The following is a 16,633-nucleotide window of genomic DNA, read 5'->3' as shown; positions in this document are numbered from 1 at the left end:
GGCCGGGGTCGGGCACGAGCCCGCGACCCCGGCCGAGATCCGGTCGCGGTTACTGGACGCTGACGGTGGTCAGGTCGAGGAACCAGTTCTGCGGCTGGACGAAGCCCTTGACCTTGGCGGTCATGGCGCGCGGCGCCACGTCGTGGACCACCCACAGGAACAGCGCTTCGTCGACCATCTTGGCGTGGATCTGGCCGAGGATCTCGTTCTGCCCGGCGGGATCGAAGGTGTTCTGGGCCTTGGCGACCAGCGCATCCATCTCCGGCGACGAGTAGAAGCCCCAGTTGACGCCGTTGGGGGCGTGCAGGTCGCTCTTGACGTAGCGGACCAGCGCGTTGAACGGATCGACGATCGCGTAGGAATAGTTCAGGCCGGTGATCCCGACGTTCTGGTCGGCCTTGGCCCCGGCCCGCCAGCGGTTGGTCAGGGTGGTGAAGTCGACCACGTCGAACTCGATGTCGATGCCGATCTCCTTCAGGTTCTCCTGAATGAACTCGTTCATCGGCAGGGGCTGCATCTGGCCGGAGCCGGAGGCCGAGATCAGGATCTTGGTCTTGATCCGCTTGGTCGGGCCGTAGCCGGCTTCCGCCATCAGCTTCTTGGCCGCTTCGAGGTCGTATTTGACCACGAAGCTTGACTTGCCGGTCCACGGGCTGCTCGGCAGCAGATGGCCGGACGCCGGCACGGCGTAGCCGCCGAGCAACTCCTTGATGCCCTCGCGATCGACCGCCAGATTGGCCGCCTTGCGCACCCGGATGTCGTTCCACGGGCTGTCGGGCAGCCGGCTCAGATGGTACGACCAGATGTGCGGATAGGGGTTGGCGGTGATCGTCATGCCCGAAGACTTCAGCCGCGGAATGGTGTCCGGCGGCGGCGCTTCGATGAAGTCGACCTGACCGGACAGCAGCGCCGCGGTGCGGGTGTTGGCTTCCGGCATCGGGATCAGTTCCAGCCGATCGAGCTTGGCGACCCGGGTCTTGTCCCAATAGTCCTTGTTGGGGATCAGAACCGCCCGCTCGTGCGGCACCAGCTTGTCGAGCTTGAACGGCCCGGTACCCGAGGGCTGCGCCGCGAACTTCGACCAGTCGCGGCCGACCTTCTCGAACTGCGCGGGGCTGGCCAACAGAATGAACGACAGCTGATAGGGCAGGAACGAATCCGGCGCCTTGGTCTTGATCTCGACGGTCTCGGCATCGACCGCCTTGTAGGAGGCGACCGAGGCGATGCGGAAGCCAACCAGCGAGGCCTGACGGGCATCGAACTGCGGCGCGTCCTTGTTCAGGAGCTTGTCGAAGTTCCACACCACCGCATCGGCATTGAACGCCGAGCCGTCATGGAACTTGGCGTCGCCGCGCAGCTTGAAGGTCCACTTGGTCGGATCGGCCGGGTCGGCGGTCCAGCCGAGCGCCAGGCCGGGCTTGATCACCGACGGCTTGTCCGCCGACGACAGGTCCCAGTTCACCAGCGCGTCGTACATCGTGTAGCCGGAGAAACGGAAGCCTTCGAAGCCGTTGTCGGGCGACCCGTGGGTCAGCGGAATGTCGGTGGCCGTCATGCCGATGCGCAGGATGCCCTGCGCCTGGACGGCGGTGGCGGCCGACATCAGTGCGGCGGCGAGAACCAGCTTCGTGGGAATTCCGAGCTTCATCGGGGGCTCCTGTCCAGTCGAGGGTGGGTGTCGGTGAAGGGGGTGAGCGAAAGGGCGGCGGCGACGCGCGCGGCGGTCGCCAGCAGCAGGCGGTCCGCGCCCGGCGCGGCGAGGAGACCGAGGGCGATCGGCACACCGTCGACGGCCAGCGCCGGCACGCTGATCTGCGGCGCCCCGGCCAGTCCGGCGGGCGCGGTCAGCCGTTGGGCGCGGAAACGATAGGCTTCGAGGTCGGCGACCGCGGCATCGCGGCGCGGCGGCGGCGCCGGAACGGTCGGCAGAAGAGCGACCCGGCCGCCCGCGAGCAGCCTTCGCAGATGCGCGGCGATCGCGGCGCGCCGCTCGGTCGCCGCCGGCACGTCGTCGTCGGACCGAGCCAGCGCCGCGGCGAAACGCTCCGCCACCCCGGGACCGAAGGTCGGCCGGGTCGCCTCGATCCAAGCGCGATGGGTGTGCGCCGCTTCGGCGACCATCAGCACCCGGTTGGCATCGAACGCCGCGTCGACCGACAGCGGCAGCAGCGGCGCCCGCTCGATCGGCCCGACGGTCGCGGCGAGCGTCGCGACGCAGGCCTCGAAGGCGGCCCGCACCGCCGGATCGGCCTCGGCGAGGCAGTCCTCGGCGACGAAGAAGCCGCTGGCGGCAGGGGTCACCTCGCTATCGGCGGAGAGCAGCACCTCGCCGACCGCCGCCAGCAGCGCCGGCGAACGGGCGAACCAGCCGATGGTGTCGAAGCTCGGGGCGAGCGGCACCAGCCCGCCCTTGTCGATCCGCCCATGCGTGGTGCGGATGCCCCAGATGCCGCAATGGCTCGCCGGCACGCGCACCGAGCCGCCGGTATCGGTGCCGAGCGCGAAATCGACCAACCCGCCGGCGACCGCCACCGCCGAACCGCTCGACGAGCCGCCGGGGATGCGCTCGGGCGCCGCCGGATTGATCGGCGTTCCATAGTGATGGTTGCAGCCGTTGAGGCTGAAGGCCAGTTCGTCGGTGTGGGTGATGCCGGTGAGCGTCGCGCCGGCCGTGCGCAGGGTCTCGACCGCCGTCGCGGTCAGGGAAGCGGGGGCGTGCGTGCGCCGCCAATCGGGGTTGCCCGCGCCGGTGACGCGGCCGGCGATGTCATAGAGATCCTTGACGGCGAAGGTCGATCCCACCAGCGCGCCCTCGCCGGACCCGGCGAGGCGGAACTCTGGATCCACGAAGGCTCCGTACCGATCGATCATCCGACATCCCGCCGGTCCCCTCCCCGGATCCGAGGGATCGTCGAGACCTTCGCCGTCTGTGCAACTGCCGCGCCAATCGCCGCCGCCGCGGCGGATCCCTGGCGATCGGGCGAATTCGCGGACGAAGGCTCGCATGCGACGGCGCGACAAATGCGCCGCCGTGCCTCACGGACGATCGCCTGATGAATTCTCGAGCATGGATTTCCACCATCGCGCCGCTTCGCAGCGCCGCCGTTCCGCTCCTCGCGGCCTCGATCCTCGCCGTCGGAACGGGGCCGGGAGAAACCGCCCCTGCCGACCGCGGCCGGCGAAGGCCCCGTCAGGGCGCTACCCCACCACTTCCCAGCGCGCCCGGCGGAGGCTGACGAGGCTGGCGACCACCGCGCAGGCACCGGCCAGCAGCAGCGCGATCTCGGGCGCCGCGGCCGCCGGTACGATCGCGAACAGGATCGACATCGAGATCGCCCCGAAGGTCTGGCCGAGCAGACGCGCCGTGCCCTGCATCGCCCCCGCCGCACCGCTGCGCGCCTTGGGCGCGGAGAGCAGCAGCAGGCGATTGTTGGGGGTCTGGAACAGGCCGAAACCGCTGCCGGCGATCACCGCGCCGATCACGAAGGTCACGCCGCTCGGATCGCGTGGGCACAGGGCGACGATCGCCAGACCGAGGGCCAAGAGGCCGCCGCCGGCGGCGCACAGCCACGCCGTCTTGACCCGATCGGCCAACCGTCCGGCGATCGGCGCCACGACGATCACCGCCGCCGGCCACGGCATCATGTAGAGCCCGGCCCGCACCGGGGTCATGTCGAGGTTGTGCTGCAGATAGAAGGGCAGCGCGACATAGCTCAGCATCTGGCCGGTGAAACAGGCGATCGAGGCGATCACCGCCACCCGGAAGGCCGGTTCGGCGAGGAGATCGGTCGGGATCAAGGGCGTGGCGCTGCGGCGTTCGAGGCGGAGCAGCGTGACGAGGCACAGGCCCGAGGCGCCGATCAGCACCGCGCCGATCCCCGGATCGCTCGCCATCCGCTCGGCACCCGAAAAGAACAGGACGAACATCAGCGTATTGGCGACCAGCACCACGAGACTGAAGGGCCGTTTCACGCCCGGCATCCGCGCGAGCAGGCGGCCACCGGCGAGGATCGCGATGCCGATCGGGATGTTGACCGCGAACAGCCAGGGCCAGGACGCCACCGCCAGGATCGCCCCGGCGAGACCCGGGCCGGCGGCCGACGAGATCGCGATCGCCATGGCGTTGAAGCCGATGATGGTGCCGAGCAGCCGTTGCGGCACGGCGGAGCGCAGATTCATCGCCACCAGCCCCATGATCGCGCCGCCGCCGAGCCCTTGCGCGAACCGCGCCGCCACCAGAACCGGCAGGCTGCCGGCGAAGGCACAGGCCGCCGAACCCAGGGTGAACACCGCGACCCCGGTCAGAAACACCCGCCGCGGGCCGAACATCTCGCCGAGCGCCCCGCAGGGCAGCAGCGCCACGAGCACCGCGAGCTGATAGCTCGACACCACCCATACGGTGTCGCCGGCCGCGGCCCCGTAAGAGGCGGCGATGGTGGGGAGTGCGATGTTGGCGATCGCCCCGTCGAGCACGACGAGCACCAGCGACATCAGCAGCACGCCGATCGCCAGGTATCGTCGCGGGGTCGGCAGACCGTCGTCGGACGGGATCGGGGCGGACGGGACGGACATCGGGGAGACCTCGCGAGTTGGCGTGGTTCATCGATAGCCGGGCCCCGAACCCCGCGCCAGACGCAACGAAATCAAATCACCATTGCACCGAACGCCTCTCCTCGTTAGGGAGAACGCATGCCCGATCTCGACCTCAACCTGCTGGTCGCCCTCGACGCGCTGCTGCGCGACCGCTCCGTGTCGGCGGCGGCGCGCAAACTCGGGCTGAGCACTTCGGCGATGAGCCGCACCCTGGCACGGCTGCGCGCGGCGACCGGCGATCCCCTGCTGGTTCCGGCCGGACGCGCCCTGGTGGCGACGCCCCGGGCCGAGGCGATCGCCGAGGAGGTGCGATCGCTGACCATCGCCGTCCGCGCCGTCCTCTCGCCACCGCCGCAACTCGACATCCGCACCTTGAAGCGCGACTTCACCCTCCGCACCAACGAGGCCTTCGTGCAACTGCATGCGGCGCGCCTCGCGGCCGCGGTGATGGCCGCCGCACCCGGCGTGCGGCTGCGCTTCGTCGCCAAGCCGGACAAGGAGATCCAGTCGCTGCGCGACGGGACGATCGACCTCGACATCGGGGTCGTCGCCGGCGACGGCGCGGAGTTGCGCGCCCAGACGCTGTTTCGCGACCGGTTCGTCGGGATCGTGCGGGCGGGGCATCCGTTGTTGACGGCCGATCCCCTCACCGCCGAGCACTTCGTGGCCTGGGGGCACGTGGTCGCCTCGCGGCGCCGGCAGTTCGTCGGCGGCGTCGACCCGGCGCTCGCCGCACTCGGGCTTTCGCGGGTGGTTCGTGTCGTGGTGCCGAGTTTTCCGGCTGTGGTGGCGGTGGCAGCGGAGTCCGATCTGATCGGCATGGTGCCGCGCTCGTTCAGCCCGGCCGATCTCGGCGGGCGCATCGCCCTGTTCGAACTGCCGGTGGCCACCCCCGAGATCGTCGTCTCGCAGATCTGGCATCCGCGCATGGACGCCGATTTCGGCCATCGCTGGCTGCGCGGGCTGATCTTCGAGTCCTTCCGGTCGCCGCCGGCCGCGATCCGCGGCTCAGAGCGATCGGGATCCCTCGAACGACTCGAAGGGACTGCCGACCGGTGAGCGCGACGGCCTGAGCGGATCGTAGTTCTTGCGCAGGAACAGCGTCCCGGCGCGGATGTCGAGGGCGATGGCGTGCCGCGCCGCCTTGCCGTCGCGCGCCAGGATCGCGGCGATCGCCCGCTTGTGACACTGGAAACCGTTTTCGAAGAACTTCGGGAGATTGGCCGGCCGCTCGCCGATCGTCGCCAGGAACGGACCGGTCCGCAACCACAGGTTCTCCAGGATGTCGACCAGCTGCGGATAGCCGGTGGCCCGGTAGATCTCGAAGTGGAACTTCTGATTGGCTTCCAGCGCCGCGTCGCTCTGAGAGGCCAGGGCGGCCTCGATCATCTCGACGTTCAGCACCTCGAGGCGGGGGATCACCACGGGGTCGCGCATCAGCGCCGCCCGTTCGGCGGCATAGCCCTCGAGCCGCATGCGGATCCGCACGAATTCCTCGTGCAGCCGCGGGTCGAACGGCGTCACTCGGATCTGGCGGTTGGGCGACTGGACGAGGACCTTCTCGGCCATCAGGCGCTTCAACGCTTCGCGCACCGGCATCGCACTGGTGCCGAGCGATTCGGCGAGCTTGCGGATCGACAGAATGTCGCCGGGCTTGAAATGTCCGCTCAGCAGGGCTTGGCGCAAGCTCTGATAGACCCTCTCCTGGAGGCTGGAGACGTCGACCGAAGGGAGGGAATCGTACATGGGCTGAGGGTCCGGGGGGCCGGCGGCTCGCGGTCGATCTGCCACGGTCGGCGGCGCCTTCACGAAAAAGCGGGAATGCGAGCGAATTCACGTCCTCGCGTCGAGGTGATGCCCTCCCCATGTATGTCTTTGAAGTCGTGTGTTCAAGAACCGAAGCCGCCCCGGCCGGCAGTGCAGAGGTGCCGCGTCGGCGGAGCTGTCCGACGGTGGGCGCGTGGGAGGCGCGCCGGGCCTCGGGTTCGGCCGCCGGTGGGCTGATGCCAACGGCCCCGCGCGGGACGACGCCGGCGGGCGATGCGGAGGCCGGAGGTCGCGAGCTCCGCAGCGCGTCGAAAGCGCCTGATCGGCACGCGGCGGGACGGCGTCGGCCGCAGCCATCGGCACGCGGCGTTCGGGCTCGGCCCTCGCGAGGGCCTCGGCGCCCGCAGATCACGACCGAGGATCACCGCCGCGGACGATCGCCCGTGCGGGGCGTCATCGACGTCACCCCGGCGAGGCCCATCGACATCCCGAATGCGATCGAGGGATCGGCGAGCCACGGCGCGCTCGCGACGGTGCGGCCGGCGATCACCAGGCGGAGCACCGGATCGAGATCCGCCGACCAGCTCCCCCAGGGCCCGACGACGAACGGCACATCCGCCGAGGCCCGCTCGCGGGGGCGCGAACGGGCTCTTCTTCGCGGTCGCCGACCGAAAAAGACGGCGACACGTCCGAACCGAAGGGAAGGGGCACGGCCCGAACGTGTCGCCGGCCGGCGTCAGGCCGCTTCGGCCCAACCGACCTTCGTGTTTCCCTTCAGGCCGAGGATCGCCCGCGCCTCGTCCGGTGTGGCGATCTCGTAGCTGAGCTCGTGGGCGATGCGGACCACCTTTTCGACCTGCTCGGCGCTGCTCTTGGCGAGCCGGCCGGGACCCATGTAGAGGTTGTCTTCGAGCCCGACCCGGACGTTGCCGCCCATGGTCATGGCGAGCAGCACGGTCGCCATCTGCGCCTTGCCGGCCGCACAACACGACCACACGAAGTTCTCGGGACCGATCTGCTTGCGCGCCGTCTCGACCATGAACAGCAGATTCTCGGGCGCCGCCGGGATGCCGCCGAGGATGCCCATCACGAACTGCAGATAGACCGGCGCCTTGAGCACGCCGGTATCGATCAGATACTTGACGTTGTTGATCATGCCGACGTCGTAGATCTCGAGCTCCGGCTTGGTGCCGACCGCCTGCATCGCCTCGGTGAAGGCCCCCATGCTGCGGAAGGTGTTCGGGAAGATCAGGTCTTCGGTGGAGCGCAGATAGGGCAGTTCCCAATCGAACTTCGGCGCGGTGATCTTGTCGGCGAGGCGATGGATCGCGAAGTTCATCGAGCCGGCGTTGAGCGAGGCGAGTTCCGGCCGCAGGATGCCGATCGGCCTGACGCGCTCCTCGGGGGTCATGCCGAGGCCGCCGCCGGTGGTGATGCACAGCGCCGCGTCGCACCGGGACTGGATCGCCGCGGCGATGTCGCGGAACACCCCGATGTCGCTCGACGGACGGCCGTCGACCGGATTGCGGGCATGGATGTGGAGGACGGCGGCGCCGGCCTCGGCGGCCCCCACGGCCTGCTCGATCACCATGTCGGGCAGGTAGGGGAAGTGGGGCGACAGACTGGGAACGTGGACGCCCCCGGTGATCGCGGCAGTGATGACGAGTTTGCTCATGGCTTCATGTCCAACTAGAGTTTTGGAGGAGTATTCGCTCGTCTCAGACCAGACCGGTCATGTAGTAGACGGCGATGATCGCGAAGGCGGCGACCGTCTTGCAGCAGACGACCGCGAAGATGTGCGGATAGGCTTCCCGATGGGTGAGGCCGCAGGCCATCATGATGGTGATCACGGCGCCGTTGTGCGGGAGCGAATCCATGCCGCCGCTGGCCATCGAGGCGACGCGGTGCAGCACTTCGAGCGGGATGTGGGCGGCGTTGGCGGCGGCGACGAAGCTGTCGGCCATGGCGGCGAGCGCGATGCCCATGCCGCCCGAAGCCGAACCGACGATGCCGGCCAGCACGTTGATGGTGATCGCTTCGTTGAGCAGCGGGTTGGGGATCGAGGTCAGCGCGTCGCGGATCACGATGAAGCCCGGCAGCGCGGCGATCACCGCGCCGTAACCGTACTCGGTCGCGGTGTTCATGGTGGCGAGCAGCGCCCCCTGCACCGCGGCGTAGCTGCCGCCGGCGAACTTCTCCTTGATGGTCTTGAAGGAGATGATGCAGACCAGGATGATCGCGATGGTCAGCGAGATTTCGACCGACCACAGGCCGAGCATGCTGCTCAGCTTGACCACGAACGGCTTGGTGATGGCGTTCATCGTCACGTTGATTTCCGCCGGATACCAGACCGGCAGCATCTTGGTGAAGACGTAGTTGAGCACGCCGACCAGAACCAGCGGGCTGACCGCCACCCACGGATTGACCAGGCTGTCGTTGGCGAGCGTCGCGGGCTCTTCGCGCAGCTGGCAGGCGCCGGAATAGCCGAGCCCCTTGGCCACGGCGCGCCGCCGGACCCATTCGAGATAGGCGTAGCTCGAGGCGAAGATGAAGATCGCGCCGATGATGCCGAGGATCGGCGCGGCATAGATGGTGGTCTTGAAGAAGGTGGTCGGGATGACGTTCTGGATCGCCGGCGTGCCGGGCAGCGCGTCCATGGTGAAGGTCGCACCACCGACGATGACCACCGCCGGAATGATGTTCTTCGGGATGTCGCAGCGCTTGAACAGTTCGGCGGCGAACGGATAGACCGCGAACACCACCACGAACAGCGACACGCCGCCGTAGGTCAGGATCGCACCGACGAGGATGATCGCCAGGATCGCCCGCTGGGCGCCGATGATCTTCACCACCGCGGCGACGATCGACTGGGCGAAGCCCGACATTTCGATCACTTTGCCGAACACCGCCCCGAGCAGGAACAGCGGGAAGTAGTTTTCGACGAAGACGACCATCTTGCTCATGAACAGGCCGCTGTAGACCGGCATGACCAAGGTCGGCTCGGTGATGAACACCGCGCCGAGAGCGCACAGAGGTGCGAACAGAATGACGCTGAAGCCGCGATAGGCGACGAACATCAGCAGAGCGAGCGATAGGATGCAGACCAGGAAACTCATCATGCCCTCCGTCAGCGGAGCACACGACCAGCCGCTCGGAGAGTGCCGTGCGGCACGTCTCCGTCGAGCAGTCGCTTCGGGTTGATTTTATCGTCTTCGACTCAGCGGGCCGTATAGCCGCCGTCGACCGGGAGCAGAACGCCGGTGATCGACTTGGCGCCTTCGCTGCACAGGAACACCGCGGTCGCGCCGATCTCCCACGGATCGATCAGCCGATGGGTCGGCATGTTCTGGGTGAACACGCGGTCCATCGCCTCTTCTTCGGTGCAGCCGAGCACCTTGGCCTGGTTGGGCAGCTGACTGAGGATCACATTGGTCAGTACGGTGGCCGGCATGATCGCATTGCAGGTGATGCCGTGCTCGGCGACTTCCAGCGCCACCGACTTGGTCAGACCGGCGAGGCCGTGCTTGGCCGCCACATAGGCGGGCTTGTGCGGCGCGGCGATCATACCCATCACCGACGAGACGTTGACGATGCGGCCCCATTTGCGTTCGAGCATGCCGGGCAGCACCGCCTTGGTCAGGTGGAACGGCGCGTCGAGCAACACCGCCTGCAGGAGCTCCCACTTCTCGTCGGGGAAATCGACGATCGGGGCGACGTATTGCAGCCCGGCGTCGTTGACCAGGATGTCGATGTTGCCGAAGGCCTCGAGGGCCTGCGCCGCGAGCCCGCGCGTCTCCGCCGGCTTGCTGAGATCGGCGCCGGAGTAGATCACCTTGACGCCGAATTCCTCGGCGATCTCGCGGCACAGCCGCTCGGGCACACCGGCCGGCGCGAATCCCCCGATCATCAGATTGCAGCCCTGCGCGGCGAGCGCCTGGGCGATGCCGAGCCCGATGCCACTGGTGGCACCCGTGACGATTGCATTTCGATTCTTCAACATTTTCTTGTCCTCCGGCGTTTCCGACCGCGGCGCACTCTCTCACCGTCCGAATCGGGATTCAAGATCTATGATCTGTGATCTGTGATCACACTTAGGATGAGATGAGGACAGCCGTCCGGGGCAGCCCCCAGGGGACCACCAGGGCGGTCTGCGCGCGAAAAGGTCGGCTCCGAGGCCGACGGCAGCTCCGGTCGCGACCGCTCGTGCCGAACGCTTGCGGCGAACGCCCGCTCTGCCGCCCGTGACATCCGCACGCGGGGTCCGCCTGCGTAGATCAGCTGCACCGATCGCCTGGATCCCGCCCGAGCGATGCCCGCCCGCGGTGTCTGCCCAGGTCGATCACCCGCGGCGGTCACCCGAGAAACGGGGTGCCCGCTGCCCCCTACCCCGAGGATTCGGTCGGCGGTCGGTCGATCGGCCGGCAGCGGCGGGACGGCGGGCACGGCGACTCGCTACGCGAGGAAAGTGCGGCCCTCCGGCATTCGCGCCGAGACCCTCGACCCGATGGGGTCGCGAAGTTCGGAAGAGCGGAGGAACTGACGAACAGAAGATCGGGCGAGCGGTCGAGATCCGCCCTCGGCGAAGTCGATCCGGCGCTTCCGGGTCGCCTTCGGGCGGCGCGTCGGGGAACTCTGGCGCGAGGGCGAAGGGAAGGCGCCGACGGCGGTTGGCCGGCCGAGCGCTCGGGCGGCACCGGTCGGCCGGCCGCGGACGGAACCCCTCGCCCGGGATTGCCCGGGGGTTCCGTGCCCCCCAGAACGACGAAAGCCGCCTTGCGGCGGCTTCGAAGTTTCAATGTTTTCAGAGGGTTCGATGGTACAGCTGGGTGGGCTCGAACCACCGACCTTCGGAGCCACAATCCGACGCTCTAACCAACTGAGCTACAGCTGCTCACCTTCGAACGCGCTCCTGATAGGATATGACGCCCGGCTTGGCAAGGGCCGATGCCGGCGATCTGTCATCCCCATGTCGTACGGTGCCCTCTCGCCGCCGCCTCGGGCGAAATCGCGCCTCCGCCCGCCGCTCGACCGTCGCCGCAGCCCGCCGCCACCTCCGCGCTCGACAGAGCCTCTGGACGCCCCCATCGGGCCGGTGAAGCCCGGGGCCCGCGCCTCCACGAGCCGCCCGGCCGTTGCTTGCCGCCGCCTGGTGCCGCCGCCACCGCGCTCGCCAGAGTCGACGGACCTCCCATGGGACCAACCGGCCCTGGGCCCCCCACCTCCACGACGGCCGCCCGGCCGTCACCACCTCCGCAGCCCGCCGGCCAAAGCCGCCCCCAACGGGGGGCGCGCGAGGCACCGCCGGCCGCGAATCGCGCTCAGCGCTCGGGCTTCAGCGCCTGGATCGCCTTGTCGAAGGCGTCCTTGGTCGGCTGGGCCGCCTCGCCGGCGAGCTTGGTCGCGGTCGCCTGCAGGCCCTTGGCCTGGGCCGCCACCGCTTCGAACTGCTGGCGCAGGAACGACGCCTGCAGCTCGATCGCCTCGGCCACCGTCTTCACCGCCAACAGGTCCTTGGCGTGGGCATAAGCCGCATCGCTGTTGGCCTTGATCGCGTCGATCGACCGGCTGTTGAGCTCGGAGAGCCCGGCCCGCGCCGTCTCGCAGACGTCCTCGATGGTGTCGGTCGCCTCTTCGGCGGCATCGCGCAGCTTCTCGAAATTGGCCTTGGCCTGAGCCACCGCCTTTTCGGCGAAATCGCGGAACGCCGCCGGAACCTGCGCCTGGTTGAGCGCGCCGAGATCGACCTTGGGCAGGTCGAAGGCCGGCAGATCGAATTTGGGCAGTTCGAACGTCGGCAGGGCGAAGGCCGCGGTCTCCACCGGCGCCGCGGCCGGCTTCGGCGCGGGCGCGGCGGCCGGCTTCGGCGGCACCACCGGCGCGGCGGCGACCGCCGGAGCTTCGACCACCGGTGCCGGAGCGACCGGCGCTTCGACCGGCGCGGGCTCGACCGGTGCGGCCGCGATCGGCGCGGACACGGCGGCCGGCGTTTCGGTCGCCGCCGGCTGCGACGGGATCGCCCGCGCGCTCGGCGCCTTGGCGGTGCGCTTGGTCGGGGTCTTCGCCTGGGTCATGCTGTTCTCTCCTGGTTGTCGTTCCGGCCGACGCCTCTCGGCGGCCCTTCCGGCCTCGGAGACGACCGGCGCCTCCCCCGGCGCAGCCTCCGCTCGGCAGAGTTCACGCCCGGCGACCCCCGTTCGGATCGCCCTTGCGAACCATAGCGCTGCTTCTGCTGCATCGCAATATTATATTGCATTGCACAATAGTCGACCTCGGCTTCGCGACGCCCTCCGCGAGGATCGGCGTCGGGTCTCGGAAGGTCGCGGAGGCGACGACGCCCCCCTGTCACAACTCGGGCGGAGCCGTCTTTCGACGACCCCGCCCGCGTGTTCGGCTCGGTGGACGACCGCGGGCGAGGATCAGCCCTTGGTCGCCTTCTCGGTGATCGAGGCGACGGTCTTGGCGGCGGCGTCGCCGATCTGGCGGACCTGCTCGCCGAACGAGGCGGCCTGGGCCTTCAGGAACTCGCTCTGCAGCGCCAGCAGCTCCTGGGGATCCTTGGCGTGGATCAGCTTCTGGGCGTGTTCGAAGGCCGAGGTGAGGTTCTGTTCGGCGAGCGACAGGACCTTCTTGTTGAGGTCGAGGGCGCCGTTCTGGACGGTGGCCGAGGACGATTCGACCTTGGCCACGGCCTCGTGGGTCGCGGCGATGAAGTCGTCGACGGCCTTCTTGGCCTGCTCGACGCTCTTCTCGGCGAAGGTGCGGATCTGCTCGGGAATCTCGAAGGTCTTGTCGGTGGCCATGGGACGTCTCCTTGGGAGCGGCGCCGGGCGCCGCGAAAAGTCGGGACCTCGTCGAGGGACCCGCCGGCCCCGGTCGGATCGACCGCGGATGGCGTCGCGAGGCAGGATCTTGATAGCAGAATCTATGTTGCAGTGCAACATAAAACGTAGCGTCAGGCGGTCCGGGATTAACCCTGCCCGACGATCGCCGCCGGGGGATGCGTCTGAGCAGTGGACCCCACCGAGGGTTCACCTATATTAACAGAGTGTTAATGACACGATCATGATCGTCTCTTCATGATCGCCGCCGGTGGCGGGACAATCCGGAGGTCGTCCCGGAGTCCTCGTTCGCCGTCGCCCCCCGCACGACTTCCCGCGACGACGCGGGACGGCGCCGCGGTCAGTAGCTGAGTTGGAGGCCCGTACCGGCGATGGACGAGAAGCTGCAGTCGATCTGGCGGACATTGCCCCGCGACGGTATCGGCGAGTTGGTCGGCTCGTCCAAGCCGGGATTCGTCGTCGCCGCCGACGGCCGGACCCTGATCTTCGCCAACGCCGCCGGCCTGCGTTTCCTCGGCACCGGCGCCGAGGCCTTCGGCACCGCCGGGGCGCTCGATTCGCGCGTCGCCGACCGGCTGGCCCGCTTCGCCGCCCGGGCCGCCCCCGGCGAAGAAGCTCGCGAACTGCTGCGCCTGCCCGACGGCCTGCGCCCGCGCCTCCTGTCGATGGTCGTCCGCCGCCCGCTCGGCGAACCGGCGCTGGTCCGCGTCGAGATCGACGAGCCGCGCGCCGACGCCGCCGCGCCGACGCTCGCCGACAGCCTCGCCCCGCTCGCCGGCCCGGCCGGCCTCGCGGTGATCTTCGACGCCGACGGCGACGTCGCCGCGGCGATCGGCGATCATGCCGCCCTCGACGATCTGCACGACTCCATCGAAGCGCTGTTCGACGAAGACGATTCCGCGCCGATCGAACGTCGATTCGGCGCCCCCGGCCGGCGCCGCGACGTCGTATTGGTGCGCCTCGGCGTCGCCGCCGACGCCCGCCGCCTGCTCGTCGTCCGCCCGGTCGCCGACGAGGTCGCGGCCGAACCCGTCGCCGTCGAAGCCGAGCCGGCGACCCCGCTCGCCGAGGCCCCGGCGCAGCACCCGCACGCCCCGATCGCAGCGCTCCCGCCGACGCCCCCCGCACCGATCGAGACCGAAGCGACGCGCGCCGCGGAAATCGCCGGGATCGCACCCGAGGCCGGCCCGGCCGAGCCTCTGGCCGAAGCGCCGGCGCATCCGGAGGCCGAAGCGCAGACCGCGCCCCCCCTCGCGCAAACCGCTCCCACCGCCGCCCCGGCCGAAGCCGTGGCGACCGCCGAGAGCGCCATGGCCGAACCCGAAGCGATTCCGGCCGCCCCGATCGGCGAGATCCCGGCCCTGGCCGGCGCCCTGGCGATCACGGCGACCGCGACCGCGGCCCCCGCGGCGATCGTCGCCGCCCCGAGCGACGCCGCCTCGTTCGGCGAAGATCCGTTCGACGATGTCGAGGCGGTACTGTTGTTCGCGCCGATGTCGCCGGGCGCCGAAGACCACGAATTCGACGATCTCGCCGGGTCGATCCCGGCTGCCGCCGCGACCGCGGCGCCCCTCGTCGCGGAAGCCGCGGCCCTGCCGTCGGCGATCGACGCCGAAGCCGCGACGCCGCTCGCCGCCCGTCCCGCCCCCGTCGCGACGCTGGTCGTCACCCCGACCCCCGAGGCCACGTCGCCGGCGTCCGACATCGCCGTCGCCGATCTCGTGACCGCCACCACTGCCGTTGCCGCGCCGGCACAGCGCGTCGAGTCCTCGGTCGCCGTCGACCGCTCGACCGCCCCGCTTTCGGCGCCCGCGCTCCCCCTCGGGTCGGACGTCGCACCGATCGCCGCGGTCGCGACCGTGGCCCCCGAGGTCGTGCGCGCCGTCATCACGCCGACCACCGTCCACGTCGCCCCCGGGGCGACGATCGCCGACATCGACGCCGCGGTCTCCACCATCGCCGCCGCGGCGCCGACCGACCGCGTGCCCACCACCCTCGACCACGCACCGCCGGTCGCGGTTCCCGCCCCCGTCGACGCCCCGGAAGAGATCGCGGCAACGGCCGAGCCTTCGGCCCCGGTCGCGATCGCAACTCCCGACGAGCCCGCCGCCCCGGTCGCGGGTCCGTCCGAGGCCCACACCGCCCCAACCACCGTTGCAGACGCCGACGTCCACCCGACCCCGGTGGGGACGGGCAACCCGTCCGACGACGCTGCGACCGCGATCAAGGAGGACGCCGCGAACACCACCGCCGAGGACGCCTCCGAGGCTTCGACCTTCGCCTTCGCGCCGCTCGACCGGGCGGTCAAGTTCGTCTGGCAGATGGACGCCGACCGGCGTTTCACCCTGGTCTCCGAGGAACTGGCGGCGGCGGTCGGCCCGGCCGCGGCAGCCGTCGTCGGCCTGACCTGGAGCGAGGTCGCGCGCCGCTGGGGCCTCGATGGCGATGGCCGCGTCGCTGCGGCGCTCGATCGCCGCGACACCTGGAGCGGCCGCACCGTGCTGTGGCCGATCGAGGGCGAGGCGCTGCGCCTGCCGATCGATCTCGCCGCGCTCCCCGCCTTCGACCGCGGCCGCGTCTTCGCCGGTTTCCGCGGCTTCGGCACCTGCCGCGCCGAAGAGATCGTCCCCGATCCGACCGCCACCGGCCGGCGCCTCGCCGCCGAAGCCGCCCGCGTCACCCCCACCGTCGACGCCCCGGCCGCACCCGCCGACGATCGGCCCGCGCCGATCGCCCCGGCGATGCCTGAGACCCCGGCCGCCTCCGTCGTCCCGGCAGAGATCGACACCGTCGAGCGCCTCGCCGAGATCGCGCCCCTCGCCACCGCCGCCGCACCCGTCGCCGAGATCGCGCCCCTCGCCTCCGCCGACCCCGACGCCGCGCCGGCGCCGGTCCCCGCCCCCGAACAGCCGGCAGGCGACGCCCCGGCGATCGATCGCTCCGAGCCGCCGGCCTGGCCGGGCGACGGCGAATCCGCCGGTGTCGCCCACCCGCACGAGCCCGCCCGCCCCGACGGCGGTGATGGTGGCGACGGCGCCTTCGGCGGCGAGACCGGCGAGCCCGTCACCCGCGCTCCCGACGCACCCGAAATTGCCGGCCGGACGCCGACGGACGAATCGACGTCCGTGGAAGCGCCGGCTGCGGCGCCGATCGCGACCGCCGCTCCGACACTCAACGAGCGTCCGCCGGAACGCGCGGCCGAGGTGCAGGCAACGGCCCCACTTCCCGCAACCTCGCTCGCCCCTTCGGAGCCGCACCCGATCACTGAGCCGCCGCACGCCACATTGAGCCCGAACGTGCCCGCCGCCCCGCCGCCGCTGCCGTCCGCCGCCGGCCCCGCCGCGGTGTCCGCCATTGCCGCGGCGCTGGCCGCCCGGCTCGGGCCCGAGACCACCGCCGCGCCGCCGACCCCGTCGAGCGATGCCGCCGACGCC

The 16,633-nt window shown here is 70.3% G+C and carries 10 protein-coding genes, 1 tRNA gene and 1 pseudogene; 2 read left to right on the top strand and 10 right to left on the bottom strand.

The window, feature by feature from the left end; all coding sequences use genetic code 11:
- Positions 1-49 precede the first annotated feature (49 nt).
- From EYW49_RS11325 to EYW49_RS11315, 3 genes are all read right to left on the bottom strand, one after another.
- Positions 50-1,648, bottom strand: coding sequence for an ABC transporter substrate-binding protein (locus EYW49_RS11325; RefSeq protein WP_131309671.1), 1,599 nt, complete (start codon positions 1,646-1,648; stop codon positions 50-52).
- A complete protein-coding gene (locus EYW49_RS11320; RefSeq protein ID WP_265937395.1) occupies positions 1,645-2,847 on the bottom strand; it encodes an amidase in 1,203 nt (400 codons plus the stop codon). The genes EYW49_RS11325 and EYW49_RS11320 overlap by 4 nt, the downstream gene beginning before the upstream one ends.
- A gap of 351 nt (positions 2,848-3,198) precedes the next feature.
- Entirely contained in the window at positions 3,199-4,500 is a 1,302-nt protein-coding gene (locus EYW49_RS11315) for an MFS transporter (RefSeq protein ID WP_131309769.1), read from the bottom strand.
- A 189-nt stretch (positions 4,501-4,689) separates the two neighbouring features.
- On the opposite strand from EYW49_RS11315, the gene EYW49_RS11310 reads away from it, so the two are divergent.
- Complete coding sequence (locus EYW49_RS11310) at positions 4,690-5,652, top strand: LysR family transcriptional regulator (protein WP_131309668.1); 963 nt, start codon at positions 4,690-4,692, stop codon at positions 5,650-5,652.
- Here EYW49_RS11310 and EYW49_RS11305 read toward each other — a convergent pair.
- The 7 genes from EYW49_RS11305 to EYW49_RS11275 form a co-directional block, all read right to left on the bottom strand.
- Entirely contained in the window at positions 5,602-6,339 is a 738-nt protein-coding gene (locus EYW49_RS11305; protein WP_131309666.1) for a GntR family transcriptional regulator, read from the bottom strand. The genes EYW49_RS11310 and EYW49_RS11305 overlap by 51 nt on opposite strands.
- Positions 6,340-7,096: 757 nt before the next feature.
- A complete protein-coding gene (locus EYW49_RS11300; protein WP_131309664.1) occupies positions 7,097-8,035 on the bottom strand; it encodes a BKACE family enzyme in 939 nt (312 codons plus the stop codon).
- Between the two features lie 43 nt (positions 8,036-8,078).
- On the bottom strand, positions 8,079-9,476 hold the full coding sequence (locus EYW49_RS11295; RefSeq protein ID WP_131309662.1) for a GntP family permease: 1,398 nt from the start codon (positions 9,474-9,476) through the stop codon (positions 8,079-8,081).
- A gap of 101 nt (positions 9,477-9,577) precedes the next feature.
- Entirely contained in the window at positions 9,578-10,360 is a 783-nt protein-coding gene (locus tag EYW49_RS11290) for a 3-hydroxybutyrate dehydrogenase (RefSeq protein WP_165498215.1), read from the bottom strand.
- Positions 10,361-11,174: 814 nt separating this feature from the next.
- Positions 11,175-11,251 (bottom strand) — tRNA-His (locus EYW49_RS11285).
- A 427-nt stretch (positions 11,252-11,678) separates the two neighbouring features.
- Entirely contained in the window at positions 11,679-12,431 is a 753-nt protein-coding gene (locus EYW49_RS11280) for a phasin (RefSeq protein ID WP_131309660.1), read from the bottom strand.
- 345 nt (positions 12,432-12,776) lie between these two features.
- Positions 12,777-13,160: a phasin gene (locus EYW49_RS11275; protein ID WP_131309658.1), complete on the bottom strand. Its 384-nt coding sequence runs from the start codon at positions 13,158-13,160 to the stop codon at positions 12,777-12,779.
- A 410-nt stretch (positions 13,161-13,570) separates the two neighbouring features.
- Here EYW49_RS11275 and EYW49_RS23605 point away from each other — a divergent pair.
- Positions 13,571-16,633, top strand: a pseudogene (locus tag EYW49_RS23605) (hypothetical protein); the annotation flags it as partial.

Origin of the sequence: Siculibacillus lacustris, assembly GCF_004328075.1 — a bacterium.
Taxonomy (GTDB): domain Bacteria; phylum Pseudomonadota; class Alphaproteobacteria; order Rhizobiales; family Ancalomicrobiaceae; genus Siculibacillus; species Siculibacillus lacustris.
Note: the sequence above shows the minus strand (reverse complement) of the source record. Positions and strands in the feature narration are given on the sequence as shown.

What these genes read in the sequence shown, in the direction of transcription:
- EYW49_RS11310 (WP_131309668.1), top strand. Translation starts at nt 4,690, where the DNA reads ATGCCCGATCTCGACCTCAACCTGCTGGTCGCCCTCGACGCGCTGCTG.
- EYW49_RS11280 (WP_131309660.1), bottom strand. Translation starts at nt 12,431, where the DNA reads ATGACCCAGGCGAAGACCCCGACCAAGCGCACCGCCAAGGCGCCGAGC.
- EYW49_RS11290 (WP_165498215.1), bottom strand. Translation starts at nt 10,360, where the DNA reads ATGTTGAAGAATCGAAATGCAATCGTCACGGGTGCCACCAGTGGCATC.
- EYW49_RS11325 (WP_131309671.1), bottom strand. Translation starts at nt 1,648, where the DNA reads ATGAAGCTCGGAATTCCCACGAAGCTGGTTCTCGCCGCCGCACTGATG.
- EYW49_RS11305 (WP_131309666.1), bottom strand. Translation starts at nt 6,339, where the DNA reads ATGTACGATTCCCTCCCTTCGGTCGACGTCTCCAGCCTCCAGGAGAGG.
- EYW49_RS11300 (WP_131309664.1), bottom strand. Translation starts at nt 8,035, where the DNA reads ATGAGCAAACTCGTCATCACTGCCGCGATCACCGGGGGCGTCCACGTT.
- EYW49_RS11295 (WP_131309662.1), bottom strand. Translation starts at nt 9,476, where the DNA reads ATGAGTTTCCTGGTCTGCATCCTATCGCTCGCTCTGCTGATGTTCGTC.
- EYW49_RS11275 (WP_131309658.1), bottom strand. Translation starts at nt 13,160, where the DNA reads ATGGCCACCGACAAGACCTTCGAGATTCCCGAGCAGATCCGCACCTTC.